Origin of the sequence: Bacillus methanolicus PB1, assembly GCF_000262755.1 — a bacterium.
GTDB classification, from domain to species: Bacteria; Bacillota; Bacilli; order Bacillales; family Cytobacillaceae; genus Bacillus_Z; species Bacillus_Z methanolicus.
In genome coordinates this window covers 137042-163302 of the sequence record NZ_AFEU01000002.1, presented here as the reverse complement: position 1 = coordinate 163302, position 26261 = coordinate 137042, and the positions used below count along the sequence as shown (strand labels likewise).

Annotated in this window: 25 protein-coding genes, 1 pseudogene and 2 riboswitches; of the genes and pseudogenes, 20 read left to right on the top strand and 6 right to left on the bottom strand. The window is 39.0% G+C overall.

From position 1 onward, the window contains the following. Nucleotides 1-140: 140 nt before the first annotated feature. The 4 genes and pseudogenes from PB1_RS16545 to hepT all read left to right on the top strand — a co-directional run. Nucleotides 141-491: pseudogene (locus tag PB1_RS16545) on the top strand (potassium-transporting ATPase subunit C); the annotation flags it as partial. 239 nt (nucleotides 492-730) lie between these two features. Continuing rightward, nucleotides 731-1198 carry a CBO0543 family protein gene (locus PB1_RS05800; protein WP_003351319.1) on the top strand — a complete coding sequence of 156 codons (468 nt, stop codon included), beginning with the start codon at nucleotides 731-733 and terminating at the stop codon, nucleotides 1196-1198. Nucleotides 1199-1361: 163 nt separating this feature from the next. Further along, nucleotides 1362-1766, top strand: coding sequence for a type VII toxin-antitoxin system MntA family adenylyltransferase antitoxin (mntA, locus tag PB1_RS05795; RefSeq protein WP_003351318.1), 405 nt, complete (start codon nucleotides 1362-1364; stop codon nucleotides 1764-1766). Then, nucleotides 1756-2160, top strand: a complete 405-nt coding sequence (gene hepT / locus PB1_RS05790; RefSeq protein WP_003351317.1) for a type VII toxin-antitoxin system HepT family RNase toxin — start codon at nucleotides 1756-1758, stop codon at nucleotides 2158-2160. The genes mntA and hepT overlap by 11 nt, the downstream gene beginning before the upstream one ends. Nucleotides 2161-2543: 383 nt before the next feature. On the opposite strand, the gene PB1_RS05785 is transcribed toward hepT, so the two are convergent. Both PB1_RS05785 and PB1_RS05780 read right to left on the bottom strand, forming a co-directional pair. Then, on the bottom strand, nucleotides 2544-3518 hold the full coding sequence (locus tag PB1_RS05785; protein WP_003351315.1) for a putative bifunctional diguanylate cyclase/phosphodiesterase: 975 nt from the start codon (nucleotides 3516-3518) through the stop codon (nucleotides 2544-2546). After that, on the bottom strand, nucleotides 3515-3955 hold the full coding sequence (locus PB1_RS05780; RefSeq protein WP_003351313.1) for a PAS domain S-box protein: 441 nt from the start codon (nucleotides 3953-3955) through the stop codon (nucleotides 3515-3517). Before PB1_RS05780 ends, PB1_RS05785 begins: the two co-directional genes overlap by 4 nt. Before the next feature lie 200 nt (nucleotides 3956-4155). On the opposite strand from PB1_RS05780, the gene PB1_RS05775 reads away from it, so the two are divergent. The 4 genes from PB1_RS05775 to PB1_RS05760 all read left to right on the top strand — a co-directional run bounded on the left by PB1_RS05775 (nucleotide 4156) and on the right by PB1_RS05760 (nucleotide 8715). Next, nucleotides 4156-4338 (top strand): hypothetical protein, encoded by a 183-nt coding sequence (locus PB1_RS05775; RefSeq protein WP_003351312.1) that lies wholly within the window; start codon nucleotides 4156-4158, stop codon nucleotides 4336-4338. 20 nt (nucleotides 4339-4358) lie between these two features. After that, nucleotides 4359-5474, top strand: a complete 1116-nt coding sequence (locus tag PB1_RS05770) for a sensor histidine kinase (RefSeq protein ID WP_003351311.1) — start codon at nucleotides 4359-4361, stop codon at nucleotides 5472-5474. Nucleotides 5475-5867: 393 nt separating this feature from the next. Beyond that, the gene (locus tag PB1_RS05765) at nucleotides 5868-7946 is read left to right on the top strand and encodes a flagellar assembly protein A (RefSeq protein WP_003351310.1); all 2079 of its coding nucleotides are present in this window, start codon (nucleotides 5868-5870) and stop codon (nucleotides 7944-7946) included. A gap of 37 nt (nucleotides 7947-7983) precedes the next feature. Continuing rightward, nucleotides 7984-8715, top strand: coding sequence for a LytR/AlgR family response regulator transcription factor (locus PB1_RS05760; RefSeq protein WP_003351309.1), 732 nt, complete (start codon nucleotides 7984-7986; stop codon nucleotides 8713-8715). Nucleotides 8716-8868: 153 nt separating this feature from the next. Here the strand turns inward: PB1_RS05760 and PB1_RS05755 are convergent, their stop codons facing one another. Both PB1_RS05755 and PB1_RS05750 read right to left on the bottom strand, forming a co-directional pair. Then, nucleotides 8869-10230 (bottom strand): S8 family peptidase, encoded by a 1362-nt coding sequence (locus PB1_RS05755; protein ID WP_003351308.1) that lies wholly within the window; start codon nucleotides 10228-10230, stop codon nucleotides 8869-8871. Nucleotides 10231-10444: 214 nt separating this feature from the next. Next, nucleotides 10445-11869 carry an amino acid permease gene (locus tag PB1_RS05750; RefSeq protein ID WP_003351307.1) on the bottom strand — a complete coding sequence of 475 codons (1425 nt, stop codon included), beginning with the start codon at nucleotides 11867-11869 and terminating at the stop codon, nucleotides 10445-10447. A 133-nt stretch (nucleotides 11870-12002) separates the two neighbouring features. Further along, nucleotides 12003-12181, bottom strand: a riboswitch (Lysine riboswitch). A 250-nt stretch (nucleotides 12182-12431) separates the two neighbouring features. Here PB1_RS05750 and PB1_RS05745 point away from each other — a divergent pair. Then, the gene (locus tag PB1_RS05745) at nucleotides 12432-13094 is read left to right on the top strand and encodes an SOS response-associated peptidase (RefSeq protein WP_003351305.1); all 663 of its coding nucleotides are present in this window, start codon (nucleotides 12432-12434) and stop codon (nucleotides 13092-13094) included. Between the two features lie 117 nt (nucleotides 13095-13211). Here the strand turns inward: PB1_RS05745 and PB1_RS05740 are convergent, their stop codons facing one another. Both PB1_RS05740 and mgtE read right to left on the bottom strand, forming a co-directional pair. Continuing rightward, a complete protein-coding gene (locus PB1_RS05740; RefSeq protein ID WP_003351303.1) occupies nucleotides 13212-13646 on the bottom strand; it encodes a Dps family protein in 435 nt (144 codons plus the stop codon). A gap of 342 nt (nucleotides 13647-13988) precedes the next feature. Continuing rightward, entirely contained in the window at nucleotides 13989-15347 is a 1359-nt protein-coding gene (gene mgtE, locus PB1_RS05735; protein WP_003351302.1) for a magnesium transporter, read from the bottom strand. A gap of 402 nt (nucleotides 15348-15749) precedes the next feature. Here mgtE and PB1_RS05730 point away from each other — a divergent pair, with 402 nt between their 5' ends. The 11 genes from PB1_RS05730 (at nucleotide 15750) to PB1_RS05680 (ending at nucleotide 26260) form a co-directional block, all read left to right on the top strand. Continuing rightward, nucleotides 15750-16526, top strand: a complete 777-nt coding sequence (locus tag PB1_RS05730) for a hypothetical protein (RefSeq protein WP_003351300.1) — start codon at nucleotides 15750-15752, stop codon at nucleotides 16524-16526. Nucleotides 16527-16631: 105 nt separating this feature from the next. Continuing rightward, a riboswitch (cobalamin riboswitch) is annotated at nucleotides 16632-16815 on the top strand. Between the two features lie 137 nt (nucleotides 16816-16952). Continuing rightward, nucleotides 16953-17930 (top strand): ABC transporter substrate-binding protein, encoded by a 978-nt coding sequence (locus PB1_RS05725; protein WP_034644948.1) that lies wholly within the window; start codon nucleotides 16953-16955, stop codon nucleotides 17928-17930. After that, nucleotides 17893-18951, top strand: coding sequence for a FecCD family ABC transporter permease (locus PB1_RS05720; protein ID WP_003351298.1), 1059 nt, complete (start codon nucleotides 17893-17895; stop codon nucleotides 18949-18951). The genes PB1_RS05725 and PB1_RS05720 overlap by 38 nt, the downstream gene beginning before the upstream one ends. 1 nt (nucleotide 18952) lies before the next feature. After that, nucleotides 18953-20422, top strand: a complete 1470-nt coding sequence (locus tag PB1_RS05715) for an adenosylcobinamide amidohydrolase (RefSeq protein ID WP_034644946.1) — start codon at nucleotides 18953-18955, stop codon at nucleotides 20420-20422. Beyond that, complete coding sequence (cbiB, locus tag PB1_RS05710; protein ID WP_003351296.1) at nucleotides 20419-21384, top strand: adenosylcobinamide-phosphate synthase CbiB; 966 nt, start codon at nucleotides 20419-20421, stop codon at nucleotides 21382-21384. Before PB1_RS05715 ends, cbiB begins: the two co-directional genes overlap by 4 nt. Beyond that, entirely contained in the window at nucleotides 21359-22435 is a 1077-nt protein-coding gene (cobD, locus tag PB1_RS05705) for a threonine-phosphate decarboxylase CobD (RefSeq protein ID WP_003351295.1), read from the top strand. The genes cbiB and cobD overlap by 26 nt, the downstream gene beginning before the upstream one ends. Beyond that, nucleotides 22417-23025, top strand: coding sequence for a bifunctional adenosylcobinamide kinase/adenosylcobinamide-phosphate guanylyltransferase (locus PB1_RS05700; RefSeq protein WP_003351294.1), 609 nt, complete (start codon nucleotides 22417-22419; stop codon nucleotides 23023-23025). The genes cobD and PB1_RS05700 overlap by 19 nt, the downstream gene beginning before the upstream one ends. Then, nucleotides 22991-24502 (top strand): cobyric acid synthase, encoded by a 1512-nt coding sequence (locus PB1_RS05695; protein ID WP_003351293.1) that lies wholly within the window; start codon nucleotides 22991-22993, stop codon nucleotides 24500-24502. Before PB1_RS05700 ends, PB1_RS05695 begins: the two co-directional genes overlap by 35 nt. After that, nucleotides 24499-25284: an adenosylcobinamide-GDP ribazoletransferase gene (gene cobS, locus PB1_RS05690; RefSeq protein WP_003351291.1), complete on the top strand. Its 786-nt coding sequence runs from the start codon at nucleotides 24499-24501 to the stop codon at nucleotides 25282-25284. The genes PB1_RS05695 and cobS overlap by 4 nt, the downstream gene beginning before the upstream one ends. Continuing rightward, a complete protein-coding gene (locus tag PB1_RS05685; protein ID WP_003351290.1) occupies nucleotides 25242-25868 on the top strand; it encodes a histidine phosphatase family protein in 627 nt (208 codons plus the stop codon). The genes cobS and PB1_RS05685 overlap by 43 nt, the downstream gene beginning before the upstream one ends. Beyond that, the gene (locus tag PB1_RS05680; RefSeq protein WP_003351289.1) at nucleotides 25820-26260 is read left to right on the top strand and encodes a bifunctional adenosylcobinamide kinase/adenosylcobinamide-phosphate guanylyltransferase; all 441 of its coding nucleotides are present in this window, start codon (nucleotides 25820-25822) and stop codon (nucleotides 26258-26260) included. Before PB1_RS05685 ends, PB1_RS05680 begins: the two co-directional genes overlap by 49 nt. Nucleotide 26261: the final 1 nt, after the last annotated feature.

Sequence of the window (26261 nt, the reverse complement as noted above, 5' to 3'; positions counted from 1 at the left end):
CTGCTACAGCTAACGGAGTTTCGCCTTCCATGGAGATTTTCTTTGATTTCTCGTCAAGATCGGCAGTGTTAAGTATGTTCCGATGAGTGCAACGAAATTATTAAACCGCAATTTGTTTATTTATGGTCTGGGCAGGGTGAATTAAATATGATGCTGCCGGATCGGGTTCAAACAACTATGCCCCTTCCAATAAAGAACTGATAGAGCGGACTAAGAAAGATATCGAGGCGTTTCTCGCTGCCAATCCTGAAGTGAAAAAAGAAGACATACCGGCAGATTTATTAACAAACTCAGCTTCGGGGCTTGATCCGCATATTTCTCCGTTAGCAGCGGAAATTCAAGTTCCGCGAATTGCTAAGATAAGAGGAATAGATGAAGAGGAACTTTATAAATTAATTAAGGAACATACAGAAGGGCGCCAATTAGGCGTTTTCGGTGAACCTAGAGTCAACGTTTTAAAATTAAACATGGCTCTTGACAAATTGCAATAGTTTGAAGAGGCTGCTCAGAAACCCAAGGGTCAGACCCCATAACACAATATATAGGACATAATGTTGGATAAATGTGCCATATATTGATAAATGCACATGAGGTCAGACCCTTATGACAGCCCCTTTATTTTGAGTTGATCTGAAGAAACCGGTTCCTGCTTTTTTAAGCATTGATAAAGATTTCTTTTTTTGGACATAATAACTGATAAGCAAATTAACAATGGGAGACTAATTTATTTATGGATAGAATCATATTGTGGGTATTGTTTATCATTGGAATCGTCTTATTTTGCTTCAGTTTAAGAAAACCATTAATCAAAGACACGATTTTAGTTTTCCTTTTTAAAGCTTATTTTTCGACATTTTTCGGAGTTATTGTTGTAGAAAAAAAGATGATTGAATACCCTGTAAGGTTTTTAAGTAAATATTTCGAACAGAGTCTTCTTTTTGAATACTTTCTATATCCAATTGTTTGTGTTTACTTTTATCAAACATCTTATCGATCAAAAATTTTAGGTATTATTCTACAATGTACATTGTATTCCGCAGCTATAACAGTCATTGAGGTTCTTAGTGAAAAATATACAGGTTTAATTAAATACCATACATGGACGTGGATGTACTCATTTATAAGCGTCTTTATTCTTTCGCTTTCTATCCGTCTCCTGATGCAATTGATAAACAAAAAAGATAAAGCAAAGGGATAGTGTGCGATAAAAATCTTCGGCTTAGATGGGTGTTAAGACACTTCTGTAGCGCCTGCTTTCTCAGCAGTTTCTTTAATCCTTCAAACGTTACTATGAAAGTTATTAGGATAAGGACAATTGTTTGATATAATATTCTTGATAACCTTATTTGGGGTGAATTCCCATGGTGAATGAGCACTTTGATAAAATTAAAGAATTTCTTATAGATAAAGTAAATCCAGTCTTTATTATTGTATTTGGCTCGATTGCTAAAGGAACGGACCATAAAGAAAGTGACATTGATGTGGCATTCTACAGTGAAACAACGTTCAGCAGTTATGATTTATTTATGATTTCACAGGAGCTGGCAGACATATTGAATAAAGAAGTGGATTTGGTTGAGATCCGTAAAGCTTCCACTGTATTTCAAGCCCAAATATTTACAACGGGAAAAGTTATTTTTTGTGCAGATGAGACTTTAAGAATGAAAATGGAAATGACAGCCTTAAGCATGTACGCAAAATTAAATGAAGAACGAAAACATATTTTAAATAATGTAGATGAGAGTGGGTCTGTCTATGAAAAATGATGTAATCTTGAATAAGATTAGTGTTATTGAGCGATGCAAAAAACGAATACAAGATGTTTATCAAGGGGATCCAAACAACTTAAGAGATTATACGAAACAAGATTCTATTATTTTAAACATTCAGCGTGCTTGTGAAGCGTGCATTGATTTGGCCATGCATATTGTGGCAGAAAAACGTCTTGGGCTTCCCCAAACAAGTCGCGATGCTTTTGATATGCTTCGTTCACACAGCATCATTTCAGATGAAATAGCAAATCGAATGAAAGCCATGGTTGGCTTTCGTAATATTGCAGTTCATGATTATCAAACCATCAATTTTGAAATTTTACAGAAAATTGTAGAAAACCATTTAGACGATTTCACTGCTTTTACTAAGTTCATTCTGAAATATTAGTTCCTTTTTAAAAGATGATTGAGCAGGAAATGGCTCCTGCTCGTAAATTCTGTTCATAAGTTACAGCCCGTCATTAAAGGGCTATCAATGTTTCCTAACGATACGCCTCCGAATTCTATCGAAATAGTTATTGTGCCTGCTGCCCAAAACATAAGGAGTCTACAGAAGACCGTTTCTTTCCAAATACTCTCTTGCAACTTCTTCAGCACTTACACCTTCAACATTTACTTTATAATTCATCTTAAGCATTTCGTCGTGTAAAATCTGATTTACCCCTTAAAGGAATTTATATCTAATAATATCAATGGAAGCAAAGCAATGCGGTTTCGTTTTTGTATGAAAATAAAGAATTCGGGGTGTGAATCAGTAATCATGCAAGTTTCTTATTGTATAAGCGAATGTGCACAAAGAACTCTCTTCTTCTCTAATTCTTCGGCGGTAAGAGGTTTAAAGAAATGGTATCCTTGTGCATATTTACATTGGGTTTTGAATAAGAAATCTGCTTGTTCAGAAGTTTCAACCCCTTCACAAACTACATCAATTTCTATTTCCTTTGCTAAAGAAATAATAGAGTTAATAATTGCTTGATCTTTCCCCCCATATTCCCCGGTGATGCCTTGAATAAACTCCTTAGCAATTTTTATTTTATCAATTGGGAGATTTTTTAAGTAAAGAAAAGAAGAATAACCAGTCCCGAAATCATCAAGTGCAATTGTTACAGCTATATCTTTTAATTTAAAAAGATTATTGCGGATTGCTTCGAAATCCTGCAATAAAGCATTCTCGGTCAATTCAATTTCTAAATACTGAGGCGGAAAGGGTAATTCAACAACAATTTGCATCAATTTTTCTACAAATCGTTCATCTTTTAAAGTGAATGGCGAAAAGTTTACCGCAAATTTTACTGGCGCGAATCCTTTTGCTATCCATTTTGAATATTGGATCCCTGCTTGCTCTATAATCCAGGCAGTTATATCATTGATGATTCCGGCTTTTTCACAGATTGGAATAAATTTTTGAGGTGAAACTGAACCGAGCATAGGATGGTCAAAACGAAGAAGTATTTCCATACACTCGGTTTCACCAGTAAAAAGGTTTATTTGTGGCTGATAAACGAGATAAAAGTAATTCTTTTTTATTGCATTTCTAAGCTCGCTTTCTAATAAAATCGTTCTCGATAAATTTTTCTCAATCTCTTTATTATAGAAACAATTTGTATTTCTTCCATGACTTCTTTCATTCAGGTTTGTATCATAAACAGCATCAGTAGTTCTGTTATTATTGGATTGCAGCTGTTCGTTCGTTTTTTGCATAAATGTTTTGATTGAATGATTTTCGGTGAAATCATGGACAATCAAAAAGAGGCCATTTGTTTTTTTCTTTTTATAATTGGAATGGTTTTAATAAAGAGGGTTTGTTCAATTCCGTTCTTTCTTATACTGGAAACAGAATATTCGTTCGATTTCCCTATTAAGGAATCATTGAATTGTAGTGTTTGAATTGTTAAACTTTTAGAGGTTAATAGATTTGAAAATGGGCGTTTTACCAATTCCCCTTTTTTATAGCCTGTTAATTCCTCAGCTGCGGGATTTGTGTCAATAATATTCCCGTTTAGATCGAGGGTAAAAATGGCAAAGGAATGATTAAAATAAAGTGATTTATACTCCATATTTTTACGTTTCTGAAAAAGGAGTTTTGTCAAAAATAAAATTTTTATATAAAATAAAACGCCAGCCAGCAAAACAAAAATCACTATATTTTCGTTAGTCATAAATTGTGAGCGAAGGATTTCCACATGCCTTCCTCCTTAGTAATTGGCATTTATTAGCATTATCATAGACCTTTAGTATGATATTAACAACATGGTCGACACGATATGTCGAAAAATGTGTTTGACGTGTCTTCAAAGAGTTAGAAATGGCGTTAAAAAGGTTTTTACTTGTATGAAATAGAGGAAATTACCGGCGATTGTAAAGAAAGGAAGGAGTGTTATTAATGTATTTTATAAGCGAATATGAACTTGAACTTATTAGTTTTACTATTTTTCATCAAATTTTTCCGGAAGAGTTAAGTTATTGGCTTAGATTAATTATTATTAATTTAATAACTGCCATTATCACTATTGGATATGCTAAAAAAAAAGCGGAAAATATGAAAAATTATTCCGCAATATCTTAAATGCAATGTCAGAATGTGTAATGATCTATGACAGTACCGGCAAAATAACATTATTAAATGATAACATCTTAAAAATAGTTGAAATTGAAATAGAAGAATTCGAGAATTTAAGATTTGAAGACAATCTGATCAGTTTCATTGAAGAAGACGGCACACCGTTAAACAATGAACAATTGCGGGGCTTCTTCACCCTTAACACAGGAGTCCAATTTCACCACAAAGTAATAGGAATAAAAAAAAATAAAAAAGTAGCCTGGTTTTCTGTGAATACAAAACTCCTGGAAAAATCAGATGAAGAAGAATCAGCCAAAGTGTTGATAACGATGTCTGATATTACGGAAAGAAAGCAGATGGAGATGGAAATGATCAGGGCGAAAGAGGAAGCTGTAAAGGCAAATCAAGCTAAATCCGAATTCCTCTCGACATTGAGTCATGAACTTCGGACGCCCCTAAATGGAATTTTAGGATTTTCACAGCTCCTTGAATTGGATCATTCTTTAAGTGACCAACAACAGGAGTATGTCCGGGAAATTTTAAAAGGGGGCCGGCACCTTTTAAATATTATTAATGATCTTTTAGATCTATCTAAAATCGAATTAGGCAAATTGACTATTAAATTAGAATTCGCCCACATCCATTCGATTATTGAAGAATGCGTAAACATGGTATTGCCCGCTGCTTCTAAAAAAAATATCAAAATTAGTAAGAGTCTGAATGATTGTCAAAATGTCTATGTTTTGATAGATCACGTAAGAGTAAAACAGATCATGATAAATTTATTGGACAATGCCATTAAATATAATAAAGAAAATGGGAAAATTTATATTTATTGTGAAAATAAGAACAGAAAATTAATTTTCCACATAAAAGATACGGGTATCGGAATTAGAAAGAATGAGTATGATAAAATATTTGAGCCGTTTTACCGTCTTCCCAATAAAAATATAGAAGGAACAGGAATCGGGTTATCATTAGTCAAGCAGCTGCTGCAGCTAATGGGCGGCGAGATTGGCGTGGAAAGCAGAGAAGGAGAAGGAAGTGATTTCTGGTTCAGTCTTCCAATTGTAAAATCAACGCAGCCAAAAGCATTTTATTCAAAGGACGGCATAGAGGATATTTTTGTCCGCGAGAAATAATAATACTAAACTTTGTATATCCAAGATAAGTTGAAAAACCTTTATCTCTCAAAGTTACCCCTTGTTAGGGGGGTAACTCTTTTTATGTCGCTATTTCGCAAAAAATGTCGTTAAAAGTCTTTTTTTTTGCTTATTCTGTTTTTTTGGTCAGTTTATGAGTTCTATTTAGTGTGTATTATGCGATTTAGAGAATAGACACGAAATAGGATAAAAGTTACATTTATTAAGATATTAAAAAACGGATGGTGGATATGATGATGAAAATCAATAAAATGGCTGATAATAATATATAAAAAATATATCTTCCAGTTGATGAAGAGTTTGAAAATGTGATTAAAGATATTGAAGGAAAGAGAGCGTTATATCAAGCGATATCCTGAAAGGTAGATGGATATGAGCCAATCAATCTTTTCGAGTGGAAAAAATGTAAATGAAGCCATTAAGCATGGGTTAAATGCATTGGGAATTGACAAGGAAGATGCATCGATTGAGATTATCCAGCGTGAAAAAAAAGGCTTTTTCCGGATAGGATCTAAACCTGCGGTAGTTAAACTAACGAAACAGCGATACAATAACCAACTGGAAAGAACTTCGGAAGAAAATATTCATGAATTTGAGGAATTAAGAAAAAGCTTGGATGGCGAAAATGAAGTGCAGCTTGAAATGATGGAAGGACCAAAGAATTTTTTTTCTGAAATTCAAGAGAAAGTTAACCTTGAACAAGTTGAAGGAAAAGTCTGGGTGAAGGGTGGAAAACTTTTTTGTAAGTCTTCCCGGTTAAGATATCCGACTATTTCTGTAGGCAAAGGGGTCAAATGTTATAAAAATGGAGAACAAATAACAGGTACCACTGTGGTTGCAAAAGAGGATGAATTTAGATTTGAGACAGAAGCAGAGGAAAAAGAAACCCAATGGAACATTACACTGGATTCCCAAAAATTGAATGCGATTTTGGCTGTGTCACCGGGAATGACAAAAAAATATATGATTCGAGATTGTGAGCCTGATTTCCATATTGAAATACAAGCCGAAGAGGTCATAAAAATCAAAAACGATCTTGAATATACGAAAATATTAGAAAAACTAAAATCATTAAAAGTGGCTTATGGCATCAATCATAGTGAAATTATGAGAGCTGTAAATACGGAAACTCCGGGGAGGTTTATTATTGCCAGCGGCATAAAGCCGGAAGAGGGGAAAAACGGCTGGCTTGAACTTGTTGTAGATGTTGAAAAAAAAGCAGGTCCCAAGGAACGCGCAGATGGAACAGTTGACTTTCGGGAAGTAAAATTTATTCCAACTGTAAAAAAAGGACAAGTTATCGCTGTAGTTCATCCTCCTACAAATGGCAAGCCAGGTTTCACAGTAACAAATGAACCTTTGCCTGCGAAACAGACCTTCCCTCTTATTGTACAAGCAGGAAAAGGGATTGCCTTAATCGAGAACGGTTCAAAGATTGTTGCAACAGAAATGGGGCGTCCGTTAATTGAATATAGGGGATTAATAGTCAAGGCATCTATTATACCTAAGCATGTTCATCATGGAGATGTGAATATTTCCTCTGGAAACATCCGTTTTAGAGGTGATATAGATATTATTGGAAATGTCGAAGATGGAATGGTGGTAGAGGGCGACGGAATTATCAATGTTTTTCAAAACGTAAACCGTGCGTCTGTTTCATCGAAAAGTTCAATAAAAATCTACAGAAATTGCATTGGAAGCACTTTATCAGCAGGGAAACAAAACATATTTGAGGCTGAACTGGTTCATCTCTTATCAAGTATTCATGATTATACAAGTAAAATCATTTTATCGATTCAACAACTAATGAATTTGCCTGCTATTAAAAAAACTGATTACCAAAAACGCGGGTTCCAGCCTTTAATTAAGGTTCTAATGGAACAAAAATTTGGGGCAATCGAATCTCCGATAAAACAATTTTTGGAGATTTGCAATAAAGGGAACCGGCTTCTTGATTTAGAATGGCTGACAATGGCGGAACAGCTGCGGCAAACTTTTCTTTCATCCGCTGCAAATGAATTTCACAGCTTGCAGCAGATGGGCCAGCTCAAAAAAAGATTGGAGCAAATGATGGAAAAGCACAGTCAGCCTATGGAACAAAATTGTTTCATCGAATTAAGTTATGCTTTAAACAGCACGATCTATTCATCGGGCGACGTAATCATTTATGGTCAAGGATGTTATCATTCAAAGATTCACGCAGGAGGAACATTAATAATAAAAGGCATTCTTAGAGGCGGAGAAGTATACGCAAAAAATGGGGCGAAAATAAAAGAAGCGGGATCTGAAGGAAGTGCATCTACGAAAATTATTGTTCCTCCTGACAAAAGTATATCTATAGATATTGTCAAGGAAGGAACAGAAATCCAGATAGGAAAAGTAAAATATACATTTCAAAGAGAGCTAAAAGGAATTTCAGCAAGATTGGATAATGATAAAATAATCTTTTAGCTATATTTAGAAAAATGAACTTGGAGTGTGGGATAATATGAATCGATTCAAAATTATAATTGCCGATGATGAACCCTCCTCCAGATTAATTTTAAAACATTTCATTCAAATATTGCCTGATTTTAATGTTGTAGGAGAAGCTTCGGACGGAGAAGAATTAATAAAACTGACTATGAGAGAAAAACCCGACATCGTTTTAGCCGATATTAAAATGCCGGGATTAAATGGATTAGATGCAGTAAAATCTTGTGAAAAAGTGATCCCGAGTCTTCAGGTTATTTTTACAACGGGTTATGAAGAGTTTGCTGTGGAAGCATTCAATATTGCGGCAACGGATTATATAGTAAAACCAATTGAGAGAACACGTTTATTTGCAGCGTTAGAAAAAGCAAAAAAGGCAATATTGCTTCAACAAAAATTTGCTTCTTCCCAAACGAAAAAATTCAACAAATTGGCTTTAAAATCTAATAATTCGTTTTTTTATCTATCTATTAAGGATATCCTTTATGTTGAAAAGGAAAAAAGGAAAACTGTTGTCCATACAAAAGATAACCGTTATGAGATAACCCAAACTCTCAAAGATCTTGAAAGAAGACTGCCGGAATACATTATCAAAACTCATCGTTCCTACTTAGTAAACTTAAAGAAAATTGTCAGGATAGAGTCTTTCGGCGAAACGTTTCTTGCCTATTTTTCAGGCAGTGAAAAAGTTGCCCATATTTCAAAGTTAAAGATACAAGAAGTTCAGAAATTAATGTGGTATTTGTAAATTCTGCTTAAAAGCAGTTTAACCAAAGGGGGCTGTCTCATATGCCTAAGGGTCAGACCCCATAACACAATATATAGGACATAATGTTGCATAAATGTGCTATATATTGATAAATGCACATGGGGTCAGACCCTTATGAGACAGCCCCTTTGTCTATTTGCCATTAACGGCTTCGAGTGCTTTTTTCACATCAATTAATCCGCTTCCGAAGTCAATATCTTTTCCCGGGGCTCCCAAGTCATAGGCGGTATTTTTGATGATGTCCATAACTTCTTTATTTCTCAACTCAGGGTTTGCTGACAGGATCAGCCCTGCAAGCCCGGCGACATGGGGAGAAGCCATCGATGTACCGGATAAGGCCGCATACTGCTGGTTGAAATATGTGCTCGGGATTTGCACTCCCGGTGCAGATACATCAATATAATCCCCATAATTCGAGAAAGGTGCACGTTGGCCGGTGTAGCTGACTGCTGATACGCCAAGGACTTCCGGATATGCAGCCGGAAAGCTGGGATGGCTTGAGTTATCATTGCCCGCAGCTGAAATAATCACAGCATTTTTTTCATAGGCGTATTTGACCGCTTCCTTCATGAGTGAAGAGGGCTGATAATTTCCTAAGCTCAGGTTTATTACGTCGGCTCCATGGTCTGCTGCCCAGATGATACCTTTTGCTATATCAAAGGTCGTACCGTATCCTTCAGCTCCCATTGCTTTTATAGGCATGATTTTGTTATACCAGGTGATGCCGGCGACTCCTTCCCGATTATTTGTCTCTGAAGCGATAATACCTGCTACGTGGGTGCCATGGCCATTATCATCATCCGGATAATCATTATTTTCCAGCACATTGTAACCTTTTGTCAGCCGCTTGCGCAAATCCGGATGATTCAAGTCAACTCCCGTATCCACAACCGCAATGATGATCTTTTCGTCGCCTCTCGTAACATCCCATCCGGCTTCGGTTTGAATAACAGGGAGATTCCATTGATATTGCTCACGATAGAGTAGATCATTTGGAAAATCAATTTTGTTTTGCAGGTAAAGATAATTCGGTTCAGCATATATAAAATCCGGCTGGCTGTTAAAATACTGGATCAGCTCTGAAGTACTAAGTTCATTTGATCGAAATACGATCGTCGAATCCAAATATTTAACGACATTTCCTTTGATGTCATTGGTCATTCTGGCAATTTCCAAATCACTGGGATGGTGTTCAAATTTTACAGTTACTTCTCTTTTATTATAATGGCTTTCATTTTTTTTATTATGTTTCATCAGAGAAATGGAAGGGTCATTTCTCAAGTGACTTTTAATTGTTTCCCCCATTGCAATGCTGTTGATTTGAAGAATATTCTTGCCATGTTCAACATTTTGCAAATTGGCAGGAGCATTGAATCGGTTTTCAAGGTTTGATTGGCCTGTCGTATTTTTTCCATTCTCGTACAGAAAAACTGATCCAATCAATAACAGGATAACAATTGAAACGGCAAGTAATAATTTTGAAAGTTTTCCCATGATTCCACCCCTATTCGTGTTATATTATTAGCTTGTTTTTGTAAAGGGGAATTTACAAAGGGAATCAATGGAAAAATTAAAAATGCGCGGAGAAACAAAGAAGGGGCTGACTCAAAAATAAAGAATCAGCCCCCTCCTATAAAATATATAGACAAATACTATAAATATTGTCATTGTTAGAGAGAGTCAGACCCTTATCAGCCCTGTTTGTTTATTATGCAGGAATTTTATTTTTTGCGCTTGATGCTGCATGTTGTTTCTTAATCTGGTTATAAAACAAGATTCCGCTTGCGAGAAGCGTCATTCCGAATGCAAAGGTTTTAATGTCAGCCGTTCCTGCAATAATCACCCATGCTGAATAAATGGTGGAGAGGACAGCAATAACAGCGTCGCTCATTCTGCTTCTGCTGTCAGTGTAAGTCTCGCCTGTTGCAACAAGCTTCAGCTGGAAGATTGACGAAATAAAGTATGGCACAAGGTATGACAGTGTAGCGATGTAAATTACGAAATCGAACGCCGCTGAAATGGAATTTGAGATCGTTGAGAAAATAAACAGCTGGCCAAGACAATTTGTCATAAAAAGCGAAAAGATCGGAAGCCCTTTTTTGTTTTCTCTTAAGAAGGCCGGGATAAATAATCCTTGTTTTGCTGCTTGGTATGGAATTTCAGCACTTAGCATCACCCAGCCGAGCGTAGAGCCAAAAAGGCTGATTAAGCCGACTCCTGCTAAAAATTTTCCTCCAATTGGTCCGAGAACGGCTTGTATGGCGTCTATTAACGGTTTTTCAGACTTGATAAGCGCTCCCTGGCTTAACATCCCCATAACAAGCGTGCTTATGCCGATATAAAGGGCAAGGGCGATAAACAATCCAAGAATTGTCGCCCGTTTTACATCAGTTTGCTTTTTTGCTCTTGATGCAAACACGACAGCTGATTCTACACCAACAAATGCCCATAATGTTGAAAGGGCAGCATTGTTAATTTGTCCAAACAGCCCGATTGTTTCACCGTTTTCACCAACTCTCGGTGCAGCAAACGGAAGAATATTCGCTTTTTGGAAAGCGAAAAGACCAACCAATATGAATAAAAAGAATCCGATCACTTTGGCGGAAGTTGCAACGAAATTCAGCTTACCGGCACTTTCTAATCCTCTTAAAATGATGAAATGCGTTCCCCACAAAAGAAGCGTGCAAACTAGAAACGTTAGTGCGTTGCCTGCTTTTAAAGTAAAGGAACCAATTGTGAACAGTTCTGCCTCATTTGTCATGACAGGGAAAAATGTTGACAAGTAGCCGGCGAAAGTCGTAATAATCGCAATGTTGCCGGCTAAATTCCCAATCCAGTATCCCCATGAAGCCATAAAGCCGGAAAGAATAGATGTTTTTGAACCTGGTTTAAACAATTCTTTTGCGTAAATTTGTGGTCCGCCTGAAAGGTTTGGCTTTCTTAAGGCTAAATTTCCAAATACTAAAGAAGTCATAAGAACTCCAAAACCTGTCAGGATCCAGGCGCCGATAACCCCTGCCGGACTAGCTGCTTCTGATAATGTCCGAGGCAGCATAAATATTCCTGAACCTACCATATTGCCCACTACAAGAGCGGTAAGGATCCATAAACTTAATTGATTATTTTTCCCCATATTTCTTCTCCTCTCATGTTGTCCTGTCCTCTTGGCTCAAAATAGGGGAACTATCTGCATTTGCATAATGTCAGATCGGCAATAAACAAAAAAACACACCGGATGCCGATGTGCCGTATACAAACGCATCAGACAAATGGATAGTTCATCATAGCAAACGCCATGACAGTTCTGCACCTGTTCGGATACAGACCCAGCTGCCATAACCAGAGAAATTATGGCGCTTCGGCGGTGGTTCCTTTCAATTGCTTCATTGAGTTTCTCTGACTCTCTGACAATATACTGATAAACACCGCGACCTCTACCTCATCTTGAGCTGATGAGGAATCATCTATGAAGTTACACGAAATAGAATACAGGCCAAGCCAAAGAAAGTCAATGAAAAAAGTATCCATTAAAACCAAGCGTTGCTTAAATACATACACCGAAAAGGGTCTGGCCCCTGCTTTATTAACGCTTTAAAGCGTTAATAAAGCAGGGGCCAGACCCTCACTACACTAAAGCGTGAAAGCATGATGGAATTGTGGTATAAAAGGGGTAAAAGGAGAAGAGGGTGGTTTCCATGTGCGGACGATTTTCTTTGGCGGAAGATATTCATCGTTTACAGATGCAGTTTCAGTTTGAATACGAAGGTGAATTTTTCCCAAGATATAATATTGCGCCGAACCAGAATATTTTAACCGTAATACAGGGAAATAAAGGAAGGGTAGGGAAGCAGCTGCGTTGGGGTCTTATTCCATTCTGGGCAAAAGATGAAAAGATTGGCTATAAATTGATCAATGCAAGAGCAGAAACGCTGGATGAAAAAGCAAGCTTTAAACATTCTTTAAAAAAGCGAAGATGCTTAATCTTGGCAGACGGCTTTTATGAATGGAAAAAAGACGGAAAAACAAAGCAGCCATACAGATTTGTCCTAAAAAATAGGGAGCCTTTTGCATTTGCTGGATTATGGGACCGCTGGGAAAAAGGAAATGAAATCATCTATTCATGCACGATTATCACAACTCGGCCTAACGAGTTAACAGAAAAAGTTCACGACCGCATGCCGGTTATTTTAACGAGGGAAAATCAGAACGCCTGGCTGGATCGTACGATTGAAGATACGGAATACTTGAAATCCCTTCTTGTTCCATACGATGCCGAAGAGATGGAAACATATGAAGTTTCAACATTAATTAATTCTCCAAAAAATGAAACAAAGGAAGTAATTGTTCCGCTTAATTAAAAAAGAGGCTGCCTTAAATGCCTAAGGGTCAGACCTCATAACGTTGGATAAATGTGCTATAAATTGATAAATACACATGGGGTCAGACCCTTATGAGACAGCCTCTTAAATTTTTGTTTAATCACCTAAATATGCTGTCAGCATCCAGATATGGGTATCTAATTTTTCCATTAAGCCTGTGGCAAGATCGACAGTGACGTCATCATCGTTTTCTTCAGCCAGTTTTATCAGCTGTTTTAAATCATTTTTTACTTGTTTGTAATCTTGAATAAGTGATTGAACCATTTCATTTGCAGTTTTTTCACCGTTTGTTTCATTCAGTGTAGCTGTATTGATATATTCTTTCATGGTTGCAATTGGTTCACCGCCGATAGCAAGCAGACGCTCGGCGACTTTATCAATAACGGCAGCCGCTTCTTCATAAAGCTCCTCAAATTTTTCATGAAGGGTAAAAAACAGCGGGCCTTTTACATACCAGTGAAAGCGGTGCAATTTGTTATAAAGAACGTTCCAGTTAGCAATTTGCAGGTTTAATGCTGAATGTAAATTCATGTTTTATGTTCCTCCTTGTTTCTTATTATAATCTTAATTATAATATACTTCTTTTAAAAGTCAATATTAAATTATAATAAATATAAATAAAAGATAATTACAATCAATAATGTCTTTACAGCAAAAATCTTTGCACGGAAGGCACCGAACTATTGGATTATATTGATCTTTTTTACAAATGAGTAAACAATAATTTATGAACCTAAAATTTATTATTTGATTCTTTAAATGAATTTATGTACCTACAATATAACGGAGTAAATACAGTTATGGTTGCGAAAAAAGCTGCCTACTGCAAAATGAGCTTGGATGGCTCTGAATTACAAGAGGCAGCTAATGTTTTCACATTAAATGATTGATAAACATAGAGGCAAGTCCAAAATACGTTATGAGCGAGAATATATCGTTCAATGTCGTAATTAACGGGCCTGAAGCCACAGCAGGGTCAATTTTGCAGCGATACAAGATCAATGGGATAATCGTTCCTGCCAAGGTTCCGATAATAAGAGTAAGAAACAGTGAGCAGCCGACTACCAGTCCTAAAATAGCATTGCCTTGCCAGACAAAAGCGATCAACGAAATTAATAAGCCGCATATAATGCCAATGATAAATCCTACTCCGAGTTCACGCATAATTAAACGGAAAATGATTTTTTTATTAATATCATGCGAGATCAAACCTCTTACGACAACAGCAAGCGACTGTGTTCCGGTATTGCCGGTCATTCCGGCAATCATGGGCATAAAAAAAGCAAGGGCTACTACTTTTTGAAGCGTTTCTTCAAAGCCGCTAATGATCTTGCCTGAAACAAGCCCAATAAACAAAAGCAATATTAACCATGGGAGGCGGCGAAAAGCTGCAGTAATTGATTTCGTCTCAAAATCAATTGATTTCCCTGTTGCGGACAGCTTTTCTATATCCTCATTCGCTTCTTTAATAAAAACGTCAATAATATCATCGACAGTGACAATTCCGATTAAAATGTTTTCTTCGTTTACAACAGGCAAGGCCAAAAAATCATACCGCTCGATGAGCCGTGCAACCTCTTCTTGGTCGGTCGCAACATTAACCGAAATGACACGCTCGTACATAATGTTGCGGATAATTTCTTCAGGTTCAGCAAGAAGCAAGTCCCGATAAGATACAACTCCGACAAGTTTCCGTTCCTGGTCGACTACGTACAAGTAGTTAATTGTTTCCGCAAATTCGGCAAACTCTTTAAGTTTTTCTACGGCTTCTCTTACTGTATAATAATTCCTGATCCAAACAAACCGGTTCGTCATTAAGCGTCCGGCTGTTTCAGGAGGGTATTTCATAATGTCCTGGACAATCTTTGACTCTTCCTGTTTCATTCCGGCCAGCAAGCCTGAAATTTTTTCTGGCGACAGGTCATCTAAAAGAGAAGCAAGGTCATCGTTGTCCATTAAATCGAGAACCTTTCCGGTTTTCTCGATGCCAAGTTTATTTAAAACTTCGATTTGTTTTTCTCTGTTTAATTCTTCTATTAAATCAGCAAGCTGGTCGATGTTTAAATAAAGAAGAAAACGTGTTTTATGCTTCTCCGGCAGATTTTCATATAACTGAGCAATATCGTATGGCTGGAGTTCGTCCGTTATAGCTTCAAATACTTTCTTCTTGTTTTCTTTCAATGATTTGATGATTTGAAGAGTAATTTGATCCTCTGTCAAGTTTTTAATCATGCTTTTCACGCTCCTTCCGCCGGTCTTTCTGCTTCCTAGATTATTATAAGGAAATTATCTATTAATGGAAACGATAGTATAAGAATAATATAAAGTAAATTTTTGGGGATTCTCTTATCTACAGTTTATGAGCCTGAAAAGGAATGGCTCATATGGTACACGCATATTGAAAAGAATGGGCTTTGAATACTATAAGTTTTTGAAAACTGTATGAATGAGATAAGATATTTTTTTCAATTTTTGTTAAAATATTAGAAGATGCTTATTGATCGTTTATATAAACAGGGTTCCCGTGGATTCGTTTTTTTCTCGAAAAGAGGTAGCAGTCCGCTTTTTTTATATCTATAAAACAGAATTTTCTCGGAAGAAAATATTTATTCATTATGCTCGGAGGTTTCGCCAGTGAAAAAGCACAATCAAGAGTTTCGCGATCTTATTTATGTTCATTTAAATGAAAGTGACCGTTATGTTATTACGTACGGAATCGAGTTTTTTGAGTTTGCCCGGTCACTTTCAGATTCCATGAACAATTTGTTATTGCTGAAACATCGTTTTGATGACGGTGATTTTAACATGCATACGCTTTTAGAATATGTTCCGCAGGAGAGGCTGAATAAATTGGTAAAGGACGATGTCTACGGATACGGAGATTTTTGCTGGATCGACTTTGCAGAAGTGGAAAGCCTTGACGAGCTGTCAGGAAGGGAGATTGCTGAACTCTTATACCTTGGCCATCTGAAGCAGCATCTAAAGCCGCCGTTTTATAACCATCTCCGCAATCAATTTGTGTACTTGGCTCATGATGACGGATGGTTTAATAAAACTTATTACCGTCATTTAAACCATTTTTTCCGGATGCTTGGTGAAGTCATTTCCATGAAATTGAATCAATTGAAAATTGATAAGACTCTTTTGGGAATCAAGAAAAAACGCTCGTATCCTCCTGTGACGAAAGAACTTCTGATGTCGTTGTCAGGGTTTATGAAGGAAGGTGCTGTTTTGTCGTTAAAAAATCTTGCAAAAAACCGAAACCGCTTGGAAATTCCTATATGGGCAATTGGAGATTTTGACAATATGGATGATATGTATGAAGAATTTGAAAAAGTAAAAATGCAAAAAAGCGATACAAAACTTGTCTTTGATAAAAAAACAAGAGAATGGCAGCTTTTTGCGACATAGAAATTCAGGGAAAAGGGTCTGACCTTTTTTAAGGAGGTAACCTTGATCAAAAAATTTTACTGTTTCTTATGACAAATAGTGTATAATACATTTTGACGGAAAATTTCATACATACAAGAAACAGGTGTCTTATTTTTAAGACTTAAAAGGGAAGTTGGTGAAAATCCAACGCGGTCCCGCCACTGTAAATGGGAGCAAGCTGCTTTTTGCCACTGTACAGAGATTGTATGGGAAGGTGCAGCAAGTGATGACCATAAGCCAGGAGACCTGCCTGTTTCTTTAGCACCAAAAACCTACGAGGATAGGGAGGTGTGGGAAGGTCTTTATTATGTCTTTTTTGCTTTTCTGGATAATGGCCAGTACTGCATCTCTAAACCTGCTGTTATAGAGATGCTTTTTTATTTGTTTAAAAAGGAGGAGAAACACATGAAAAAATTATATACATTATTTTTAGCGATGCTTCTTGCAGCAGGTATCCTTGCCGGATGCGGCGGGGCTGAAAAACCTAATAAAAATACATCTTCAAATGAACCGAAGCAAGAGCAAAAATCAGAAAAAGAATTTCCGGTCACGATCAAAGATGCAACTGGCAAAGAGGCTGTCATTGATTCAAAACCGGAAAGAATCGTATCACTTATTCCGAGCAATACCGAAATTGCGTTTGCTTTAGGTTTGGGAGAAGAAGTGGTTGGAGTATCTGATCATGATAATTATCCGGAAGAGGCAACAAAAAAAGAAAAAATTGGCGGCATGGAAATAAACGTTGAGAAAATTATTTCATTAAATCCGAGCCTTGTTCTCGCCAACCCATCGATTGCCCAAAGTTCCAAAGAAGGCTTGCAGCAGTTGAAAGATGCCGGAATAACTGTTCTCGTTGTCAATGATGCGCAAAATTTTGAACAAGTATACGACTCTATTGAAATGATCGGCACTGCGACCGGTGAAATGGATGAAGCGGAGAAAATTATCCAAAATATGAAAGACCGGATTTCAAAAATAAAAGAAAAAGCTTCTGTCATTGAAGAGAACAAACAAAAGACAGTATTTGTTGAAATATCACCTGCTCCCGAAATTTATACACCGGGAAAAAACACGTTTATGGATAAAATGCTATCGATCATCAATGCAAAAAATGCTTTTGGAGATTTAGAAGGATGGGCAAAAATTGATCAGGAAGCCGTTATTGAAAAAAATCCGGATGTAATTGTGACAACATATGGTTTTTATGAGAAAGACCCTGTCGGAAACGTGACAAGCCGCAAGGGCTGGGAAAATATTAACGCCGTAAAAAACAAACAAGTATTTGATGTCCATTCAGATCTAGTTTCCCGTCCCGGTCCGCGTCTTGCCGAAGGAGTAGAGGAACTTGCGAAAGCTGTTTATCCGGAAATTTTTGCTGAGTAACAGAATGATTGCGTATTTTCTCGCAATCTTGTTTTTCCTTTCGGCAATGATGATCGGAATTGCTCTCGGGACTGTATCCGTCCCGGCCTCTAAAATCATTCAAATTGTTGGTGCTGAAATTTTCCGTTTTTCAACAAATGAAGCAATTGATCCGATGTATTCAAATATTGTAATGAATATCCGTCTGCCGCGAGTTCTCCTCGCCGGTCTTGTAGGGGCATCTCTTGCGATTGCAGGAGCTGCCTTTCAAGGCCTTTTGCGCAATCCGCTTGCTGATCCTTATACTCTTGGAGTGTCTTCGGGTGCTTCTGTTGGAGCGGTGATTGCGCTGTTTTTTCAAATCACGCTTCCATTTGCCGGCTTGTATACGCTGCCGGTGTTAAGTATTACAGCTTCCATTATCACCGTCTTCCTTGTGCTGCTTTTAGCTCAAAAGATTGAACGATCCATAAAAGTTGAAACGATTATTTTAACAGGTATTATTTTCAGTTCATTTCTCGGTGCACTTATATCCTTAATGATCGCACTGACAGGTGAAGAGCTCCGGCAAATTATCGGTTGGCTGCTGGGCAGTGTATCCATGCGAGGCTGGGAATACATTAAGATTATTTTTCCTTTTTTTATTCTTGGCTCTTGCTTGCTGATCATGAATACGAAAGAATTGAATGCGCTGTCCTTCGGTGAAGAACGGGCGCAGCATCTAGGAGTGAACGTTCATTGTCGAAAACTGCTCATTTTGATTTCAGGATCGGTTCTTACTGGTGCGGCTGTAGCTGTTTCGGGAACGATTGGGTTTGTCGGACTTGTTGTTCCCCACTTTGTAAGACTGTTGTGGGGGGCTGATCATCGTCACTTATTGCCGCTGTCGATGATTATAGGCGGAGGTTTTTTAATTCTTGCCGACCTTGTTTCACGGACGATTATTGCGCCAACAGAACTTCCAATCGGCGTGATTACAGCATTAATAGGAGCTCCGATGTTTGCGGTCATTTTGTTGAGAAGAAAAGAAAGAAGTGGGTAAGATGCTAACAATCAATAATCTTTCCGGCGGATATGGCGATCATAATATAATCAACGGCATCTCCTTTTCAGTTGGAAAAGGGGAATTATTTGGCATTCTCGGCCCTAATGGGAGCGGGAAAACCACTTTATTAAAAATGATCAGCGGTATTTTACCGTATAAAAAGGGAGATATAACCATAAAAGGTCGTCCATTATCAGCGTTTTCCTCTAAAGAGCTTGCGAAAGTGGTAGCTGTTTTGCCACAAGCTATCAGAGATACTTTTTCCTATACGGTAAAAGAAACGGTATCGCTTGGAAGATATGCACATCAAAATGACTGGTTTCACACGTGGACAAGCGAAGATGAAGCCATTGTCCGGACCGTTATGGAGCAGACAGGAATAAGCCGTTTTCATGATCAGCAAATTAATCAGCTATCCGGAGGGGAACGGCAAAGGGTATTTCTGGCTCAGGCGCTTGCCCAAGAGCCGGAAATTCTTCTTCTAGATGAACCGACTAACCACCTTGATTTGTCTTATCAAAAAGAATTGTTAGATTTATTAAAGAGTTGGACGAAGGAACGCAAACTAACCGTCATCTCGATTTTCCATGACTTGAACCTTGCCAGCTTGTATTGCGACCGTTTAATGCTAATGGACAAGGGGAGAATCAGTATTAACGATACTCCTAATGAAGTATTAAAAGAAGAGCGAATTCGGGAAGTTTATCATACGGCGATCCAAAAGCAGCCTCATCCGAAAGTGGCTAAGCCGCAAATGGTCTTGCTTCCGGATTATCATGAAGAAGATCAAATACCATTTCAGATTGATGAACGATATTTGACTTTCTCAAAGGAATTTATCGGGCTTGTTTCTCCGATCATGCTCAGAACGATGTCCTCAGGGGTGACTGGTTCGGGAACAGGCTGGCACCGAATGTTCATAAACAGGCATGTCAGTCAAGATTATGATTGCAGCGACCACCGGAGAGAAATGCGAGATTTTTTAAAACAAAATGGTTTTGAACCGGTTGATACTGTTGGAATGATGACAGCTGTCAATCTGGAAGATGCCTCTTACCGGCTTTTCAAAGGTGACGGTTTTTCTGTCTTTATTGTGGTAACTGCAGGTGTAGGCAATGCAGTGGATGCATCAAGAAGCAGAGAGCACCAAATGACAATGATTCCCGGAACGATTAATATATGGATCTTCGTAAACGGAAACATGACGGAAGAGGCTTTCATCCAGGGGATTATGACGGCAATGGAGGCAAAGGTTAAGGTTTTGCATGACATGGAAATCTATGATTCAAAAACCGGGACGCTGGCGACCGGAACCTCAACTGACAGCATCTTAATTGCTGCTACCCAACACGGCCGGCTATTGGATTTTGCCGGCTCGATTACTCCTCTTGGAAAGCTGATCGGAAAGGGAATATATAAGTGCATCACAGAAGCTATTCACAAATATAAAAAGAGGAAAAAACAATGATTATTCACCATTTAGCGGCTGTTATCCTTGCTTTTTTCCTTGATTTGATTATCGGTGATCCGCCTGGTTGGCCGCACCCGGTAAGATGGATGGGCGCTATAATAGCATTCTTGGATAAACAATTAAATAAGGGCAATCATCGCCTGGAAAAAGGGGTTGTCATGCTTGTTGTTGTGCTTCTCATTGTGATGGGGGCGACAGCCTTAAGTGTGTTTGCTGTTTATAAATTTCATCCTTTGGCAGGCATTGTCTGGGAAGGCGTCCTCATATCAACTGCCGTTGCTCAAAAAAGCTTAAGAGAAGCAGCATTGGCCGTTTACGAACCGCTGCAAAACGGCAATATAGCGGAAGCCAGGGTGAAATTGTCTTATATTGTTGGCAGAGATACGGATCATTTGCCGGAAAGAGAGATTGTTAGAGGAACGGTTGAAACGGTCGCAGAAAATACAAGCGACGGAGTGACAGCACCGCTGTTTTGGGGATTGCTTGGAGGGGCGGTGTCCGCGCTTGCCTATCGTGCAGTCAATACATGCGATTCCATGGTCGGATACCGCAATCAAAAATACGAAAAATTTGGCTTTGCGTCGGCAAAACTTGATGATTTGCTAAACTGGCTCCCGAGCAGACTGACGGCCATAGCGATGCTCTTAAGCATGAAACCGGGGAAAGTAAGCCGGAAGCAGGCGGTATCCATCGTTTTGCGTGATGCTAAGAAACATCCGAGCCCTAACAGCGGCTGGGGAGAGGCGGCATTTGCTGCTATCTTTGGCGTTCAGCTCGGGGGAACTAATTATTATAAAGGTGTTGTTTCTCACAGAGCAAAAATGGGCGATCCAAAGTATGAGCTTCAGACGAACCATATCATCGATTCTATCAATCTTATGAAACGATCAGTTTTGTTATTTTTATTGTTTTTGTTGTTTGGAGGGGTGGCGATTGAAATGGCCGCTGCATGGATCTAATCCGCAATATTTATATCAATCAATGGGAGTTCCTCTTCCGGACCACTATATCGATTTTAGCGCCAATATCAATCCTCTTGGCCCGCCTCCATCATTAAAAGAAAAATGGGGACAAGCCTTTGAGTTAATCAACGATTATCCTGATCCAAAAGCTTATCAATTTTCAATTAAAGCAGCTGAAAAGGAAGGCCTGCCAGTGAACTGGATTCTTCCGGGCAATGGGGGGTCGGAACTCATTGCGCTGATTGCCAGATTGCTTGCCGGCAAAAGAGTATTAATTGTTCAGCCTGCCTTTTCCGAATATGAAGAAGCATGCAAAGCAAACGGCTGCCAGATCGGCTATCACATTCTTGAAGAGGGAAAGTGGGAGCTTATGAGCGAAAGTATCATATCAGAACTTGATCATTATGATGCTCTTTTTCTTTGCAATCCAAATAATCCGACAGGAACATCTTTTTCCCGGCACGCTATTTCCCGCGTGCTTAAAGAATCTGCTGCAAAGAATTGTTTTGTGATCATTGATGAAGCTTTTTATGATTTTTCTGAAGAAGTGCACTCTTTTGCTTCTTCTATTCAGACGTATCCGAACTTAATGGTTCTTCGATCGATGACAAAAATGTACAGCATTCCGGGGATAAGGCTCGGGTACGCGATTGCACATCCGCATGTTCTTAAGGAAATGGCTGTTTTCCAGCCGCATTGGAGCGTCAATGCTTTAGCATTAATGGCCGGGGAAGAATGTTTAAAGGCGAACGAGCACGTTCGAAAAACGAGGCGATATATTGGCATGCAGCGTTCCCGATTAGTAAAGTTTTTTCAAGAAAATGGCTATGAAGTCTCCAATTTTAACGTGAATTTTTACTTGGTAAGGGACTCGGATTATATTGATCAGCTTCCTCTTATCTGTTTTTTGCTTGAGCACGGGATTGTTCCGAGGCATACTTATCATTTTCCCGGTCTTGAAGGCAGATGGATCCGGCTGGCGATAAAGCGTGAGGATGAAAATGACCGGCTAATGGAGGTTTTAGCAAAATGGCGCACGGTGAAATAATGTTTATTACAGGCGGAGTCCGGAGCGGAAAGAGTTCTTTTGCTGAGAAAACGGCTGTTACGATCGCGGAAAAAACCGGCGGGGATCTTCATTATCTTGCATGCGGCCGATCGTCAGACCCGGAAATGAGTGAACGGATAAATAGGCACAAAATGGACCGGGAGAGCAGCCCGATCCCGTGGAATACGTGGGAATTTGCAACAAATATTCAGCGGGCAAGTTCTCATTTTAGTGAACATTCTGTCGTTTTGCTTGATTGTTTAACGACATTATTAAATAATGAGCTTTTTTTAAATAGAGAAGAATGGAACCGGCCTGATTTCCAGGAGGGAGTAAAAAAGTCGATTAAAGAAGGAATTTTGGAGATTCAAAAAGCATGCGGTCATTTGCTTATTGTCAGCAATGAAGTGTTGAATGAACCGATTGATGAAAGTCTTGTAGTGTTTACATATGGAAAAATTCTCGGCCAGCTTCATCAGTGGCTCGTACAGCGATCAAGCATTGCTTATTTAGTTGAAGCAGGTATTCCCCGGCTGATGAAAGGAGATCGGACACATGAAAGGCATTATGATTCAAGGGACAGCTTCTGATGTCGGCAAAAGTTTGATCACGACCGCTATTTGCAGAATTCTCGCAAATGAAGGCTGCAAAGTTGCTCCTTTTAAATCACAAAATATGTCCAATAATTCTTATGTCACGATCGACGGTAAAGAAATTGGCCGTGCCCAAGGGCTTCAAGCGGAAGCAGCCGGGACAGAAGCGACGGTCTGGATGAGTCCGATTTTATTAAAACCTAGGTCCGATCATCAATCTGAAGTGGTTTTATTGGGCCGGCCGTTTACAACCGTTTCCGGCAAGGAGTACCGAAATTCTTTTTATCCAAAAGGATTGGAAACGATTGAAACTGCGCTAAAAAAACTGCAAGAGGAATATGAAGTGGTCGTCATTGAAGGTGCGGGAAGCCCGGCGGAAATTAATTTAAAAGACAGAGAACTTGTGAATATGAAAGTTGCGGAACTTGCCGATGTCCCCGTTGTTTTAGTGGCTGATATCGACCGGGGCGGAGTGTTTGCCAGCATCGTCGGAACACTGGAGCTTCTGGAAGAAGAGGAACGGAGCCGGGTAAAGGGTGTGATTATTAATAAATTTCGCGGCGATCCCGAGTTGTTTCAAGACGGCATTACGTGGCTTGAGGAACGAACGGGGATTCCGGTTCTTGGAGTTCTTCCCTATTTGGACCGGCATATGATAGAAGGAGAAGATTCTCTTTCCCTTTCTGACCGGTTTTCAAACCGACGGCAAAAAAGCATTGATATTGCTGTTATCAAACTTCCGTATCTTTCAAACTACAGTGATATGGAACCGTTTTTATATGAAGAGGATGTTTCGGTTCGATGGGTCAGCGACCCGGAACGATTTGGGAAGCCTGATGCTGTGATCATTCCCGGCACGAAAAGCACGATTGGAGATTTGCGATACCTTAAAGACAAGGGACTGGCTGAAGCAATAAAGAAATACGCAAGCGACAACGGGACAATCGTTGGCATTTGCGGCGGGTATCAAATGCTGACCCTTATGCTTATGGACGAGGCAGGGTCCGATACAGGGAAAGCCGGAATAAGCGAAGAAGGTCTCGGAATTATTCCGGGAAAAACATTTTTTTACTGTGAAAAGATGACTGTTCGAACGAAGGGAACGGTCCACCCTCATGTCGGCGTAGGAGAAATTCCGGTACACGGCTACGAAATTCATCTTGGGAAAACTGAATTTGAACCTTCCGTTAAGAGAAGACCGTTTTTATTGCTTGAGAAAGGCGAGGAAGAGGGGTATTGCAGTGACAATGGCTCAATCATTGGCACATATTTGCACCATCTTTTTCATAATGACGAGTGGCGGAGCGAGTGGTTGAATCGATTGAGGAAAAGAAAAGGGCTTGCTGTTCGTAATCCCGTTTTTATTGGAGAGATGAAGGATGCAAAATATGATGAATTGGCTGCCGGCATAAAGCCGTTTTTAAACTGGGAGCAATTGAAAAACATTATTTTCTCAGGAGCGGGAAGCGAATGATAAAAGGGTTCTTAATTAACCTGCAATTTTTTACGTCTGTTCCTGTTCCGCTAAAGCTCCCAATGAATAAATCGCATTTGAAAAAAGCGATTCAAACTTTTCCTTTATTAGGAATTTTTCAAGGCTTTGTTTTTTCTCTAGTATTGTATTTTTTACAACATAACACTCCCTTTTCTGATCTTGCTGTTGCATTTTTTCTTTGGCTAATGACTATTATTCTCACTGGCGGGATTCATCTCGACGGTTGGATGGATGCAAGCGACGCTTATTTTTCTTTTCGGGATAGAGAGAAGCGGCTTGAAATTATGAAGGACCCGCGGACAGGGGCATTCGGGGTCATTTCGGTCATCATCCTGTTGAGCAGCAGATTTTTATTTATATACGAAATTACCGTTCAGGCCAATTTGTTTTCGTTTTACTTAATGATGTTTATCCCTTTTTTGGGAAAAAGCGCAATGGGTTATTTTTTTACCGGCTTGCCGTCTGCGAGAAAAGAAGGGATGGCATTTTTCTTCCGGCAAGCGGCGGATGTACGTTCATTATGGATATACCCATTGTATCTGCTGTTTTTTTTCGGGCTGGCTTTTCTTGTAAATATTAAACTCTTTCTTTTTTCTGCTGTAATGTTTTTTTCTGCGGTTGTCGCAGTTATTTTTTTGAAGTATAAAATAATGAAATGGTTTGGCGGAGTAACAGGAGATGTGTTAGGGTCCGCTGTGGAAGGAGTGGAGCTTTTATTATGGGCAATTCTGTGGTTGTTGCACTATTTCGCCATGGCTTGACGGCATATAATCAGCGAAAAGCGATTATCGGCTGGTCCGATTTTCAGCTTAGCCATGACGGCCGGATGCAGATAAAGGAGATAAAGGATCAACTTCCGGAGTATGAGAAAGTGTTCAGCAGCGATTTGCAAAGATGTATGGAAACTGCCAGACTGCTGTTTCCTGCAGCTGATCCAATTGTGATTTCTGATTTGCGTGAACTGAATTTTGGAATATGGGAAGGAAAAACTCACCAAGATCTTGAGAAGGACGGTGTTTATCAGAGCTGGTTAGACGATTATTTTTCCGTCCGGCCGCCTGAAGGTGAATTATTTCCCGAGTTTGCAGAAAGAGTCGACCGAGGTTGGATTAAGCTGAAGGAGGAAATGCTACAAGACGGTGTGAACAGGGCGATTGCCGTGACACACGGCGGAGTTATTAAGTATTTGCTGTCTAAGTTCGCCCCTTATGAAAGGCCTTTTTGGGAATGGAAGGTGAAGCACGGGCATGGTTATGAATTGGAATGGGAGAACAATGCCTTTAGGAGGGGGGAACGGTGCACTTTATTACGGGAGGTTCCTTTAACGGAAAAGCAAAATGGGTAAGGAGCTTTTATAAAATTGAAGAGAGAGAAGACGTACTATGGATTTCGGCATACAAACATCAGCCGCTTCCAATCACGCTCCATGATTTAGGGAAAGATTTCGTAGTCCTGGAGGGAGCGGAACAATGGATAAGAGAAATCTCTGCCCGGTCTGATATAAACGATTTCCGGGAGGAATGGAAGAATGTATTAAGGAATTGGCGTCTTTGGGAAACGGAAAGACCGGAACGGATACTCGTAATTATCGGATCGGATATTACAAAAGGGATTGTACCGGTTGAAAAGGAGCTGCGAAGCTGGCGGGATTGTACCGGCTGGGCTTTTCAAGATATTGCCGGCCTTTCTGACCGCATGGACCTTATTTGGTATGGAATTGGTCAAAGACTTAAATAGG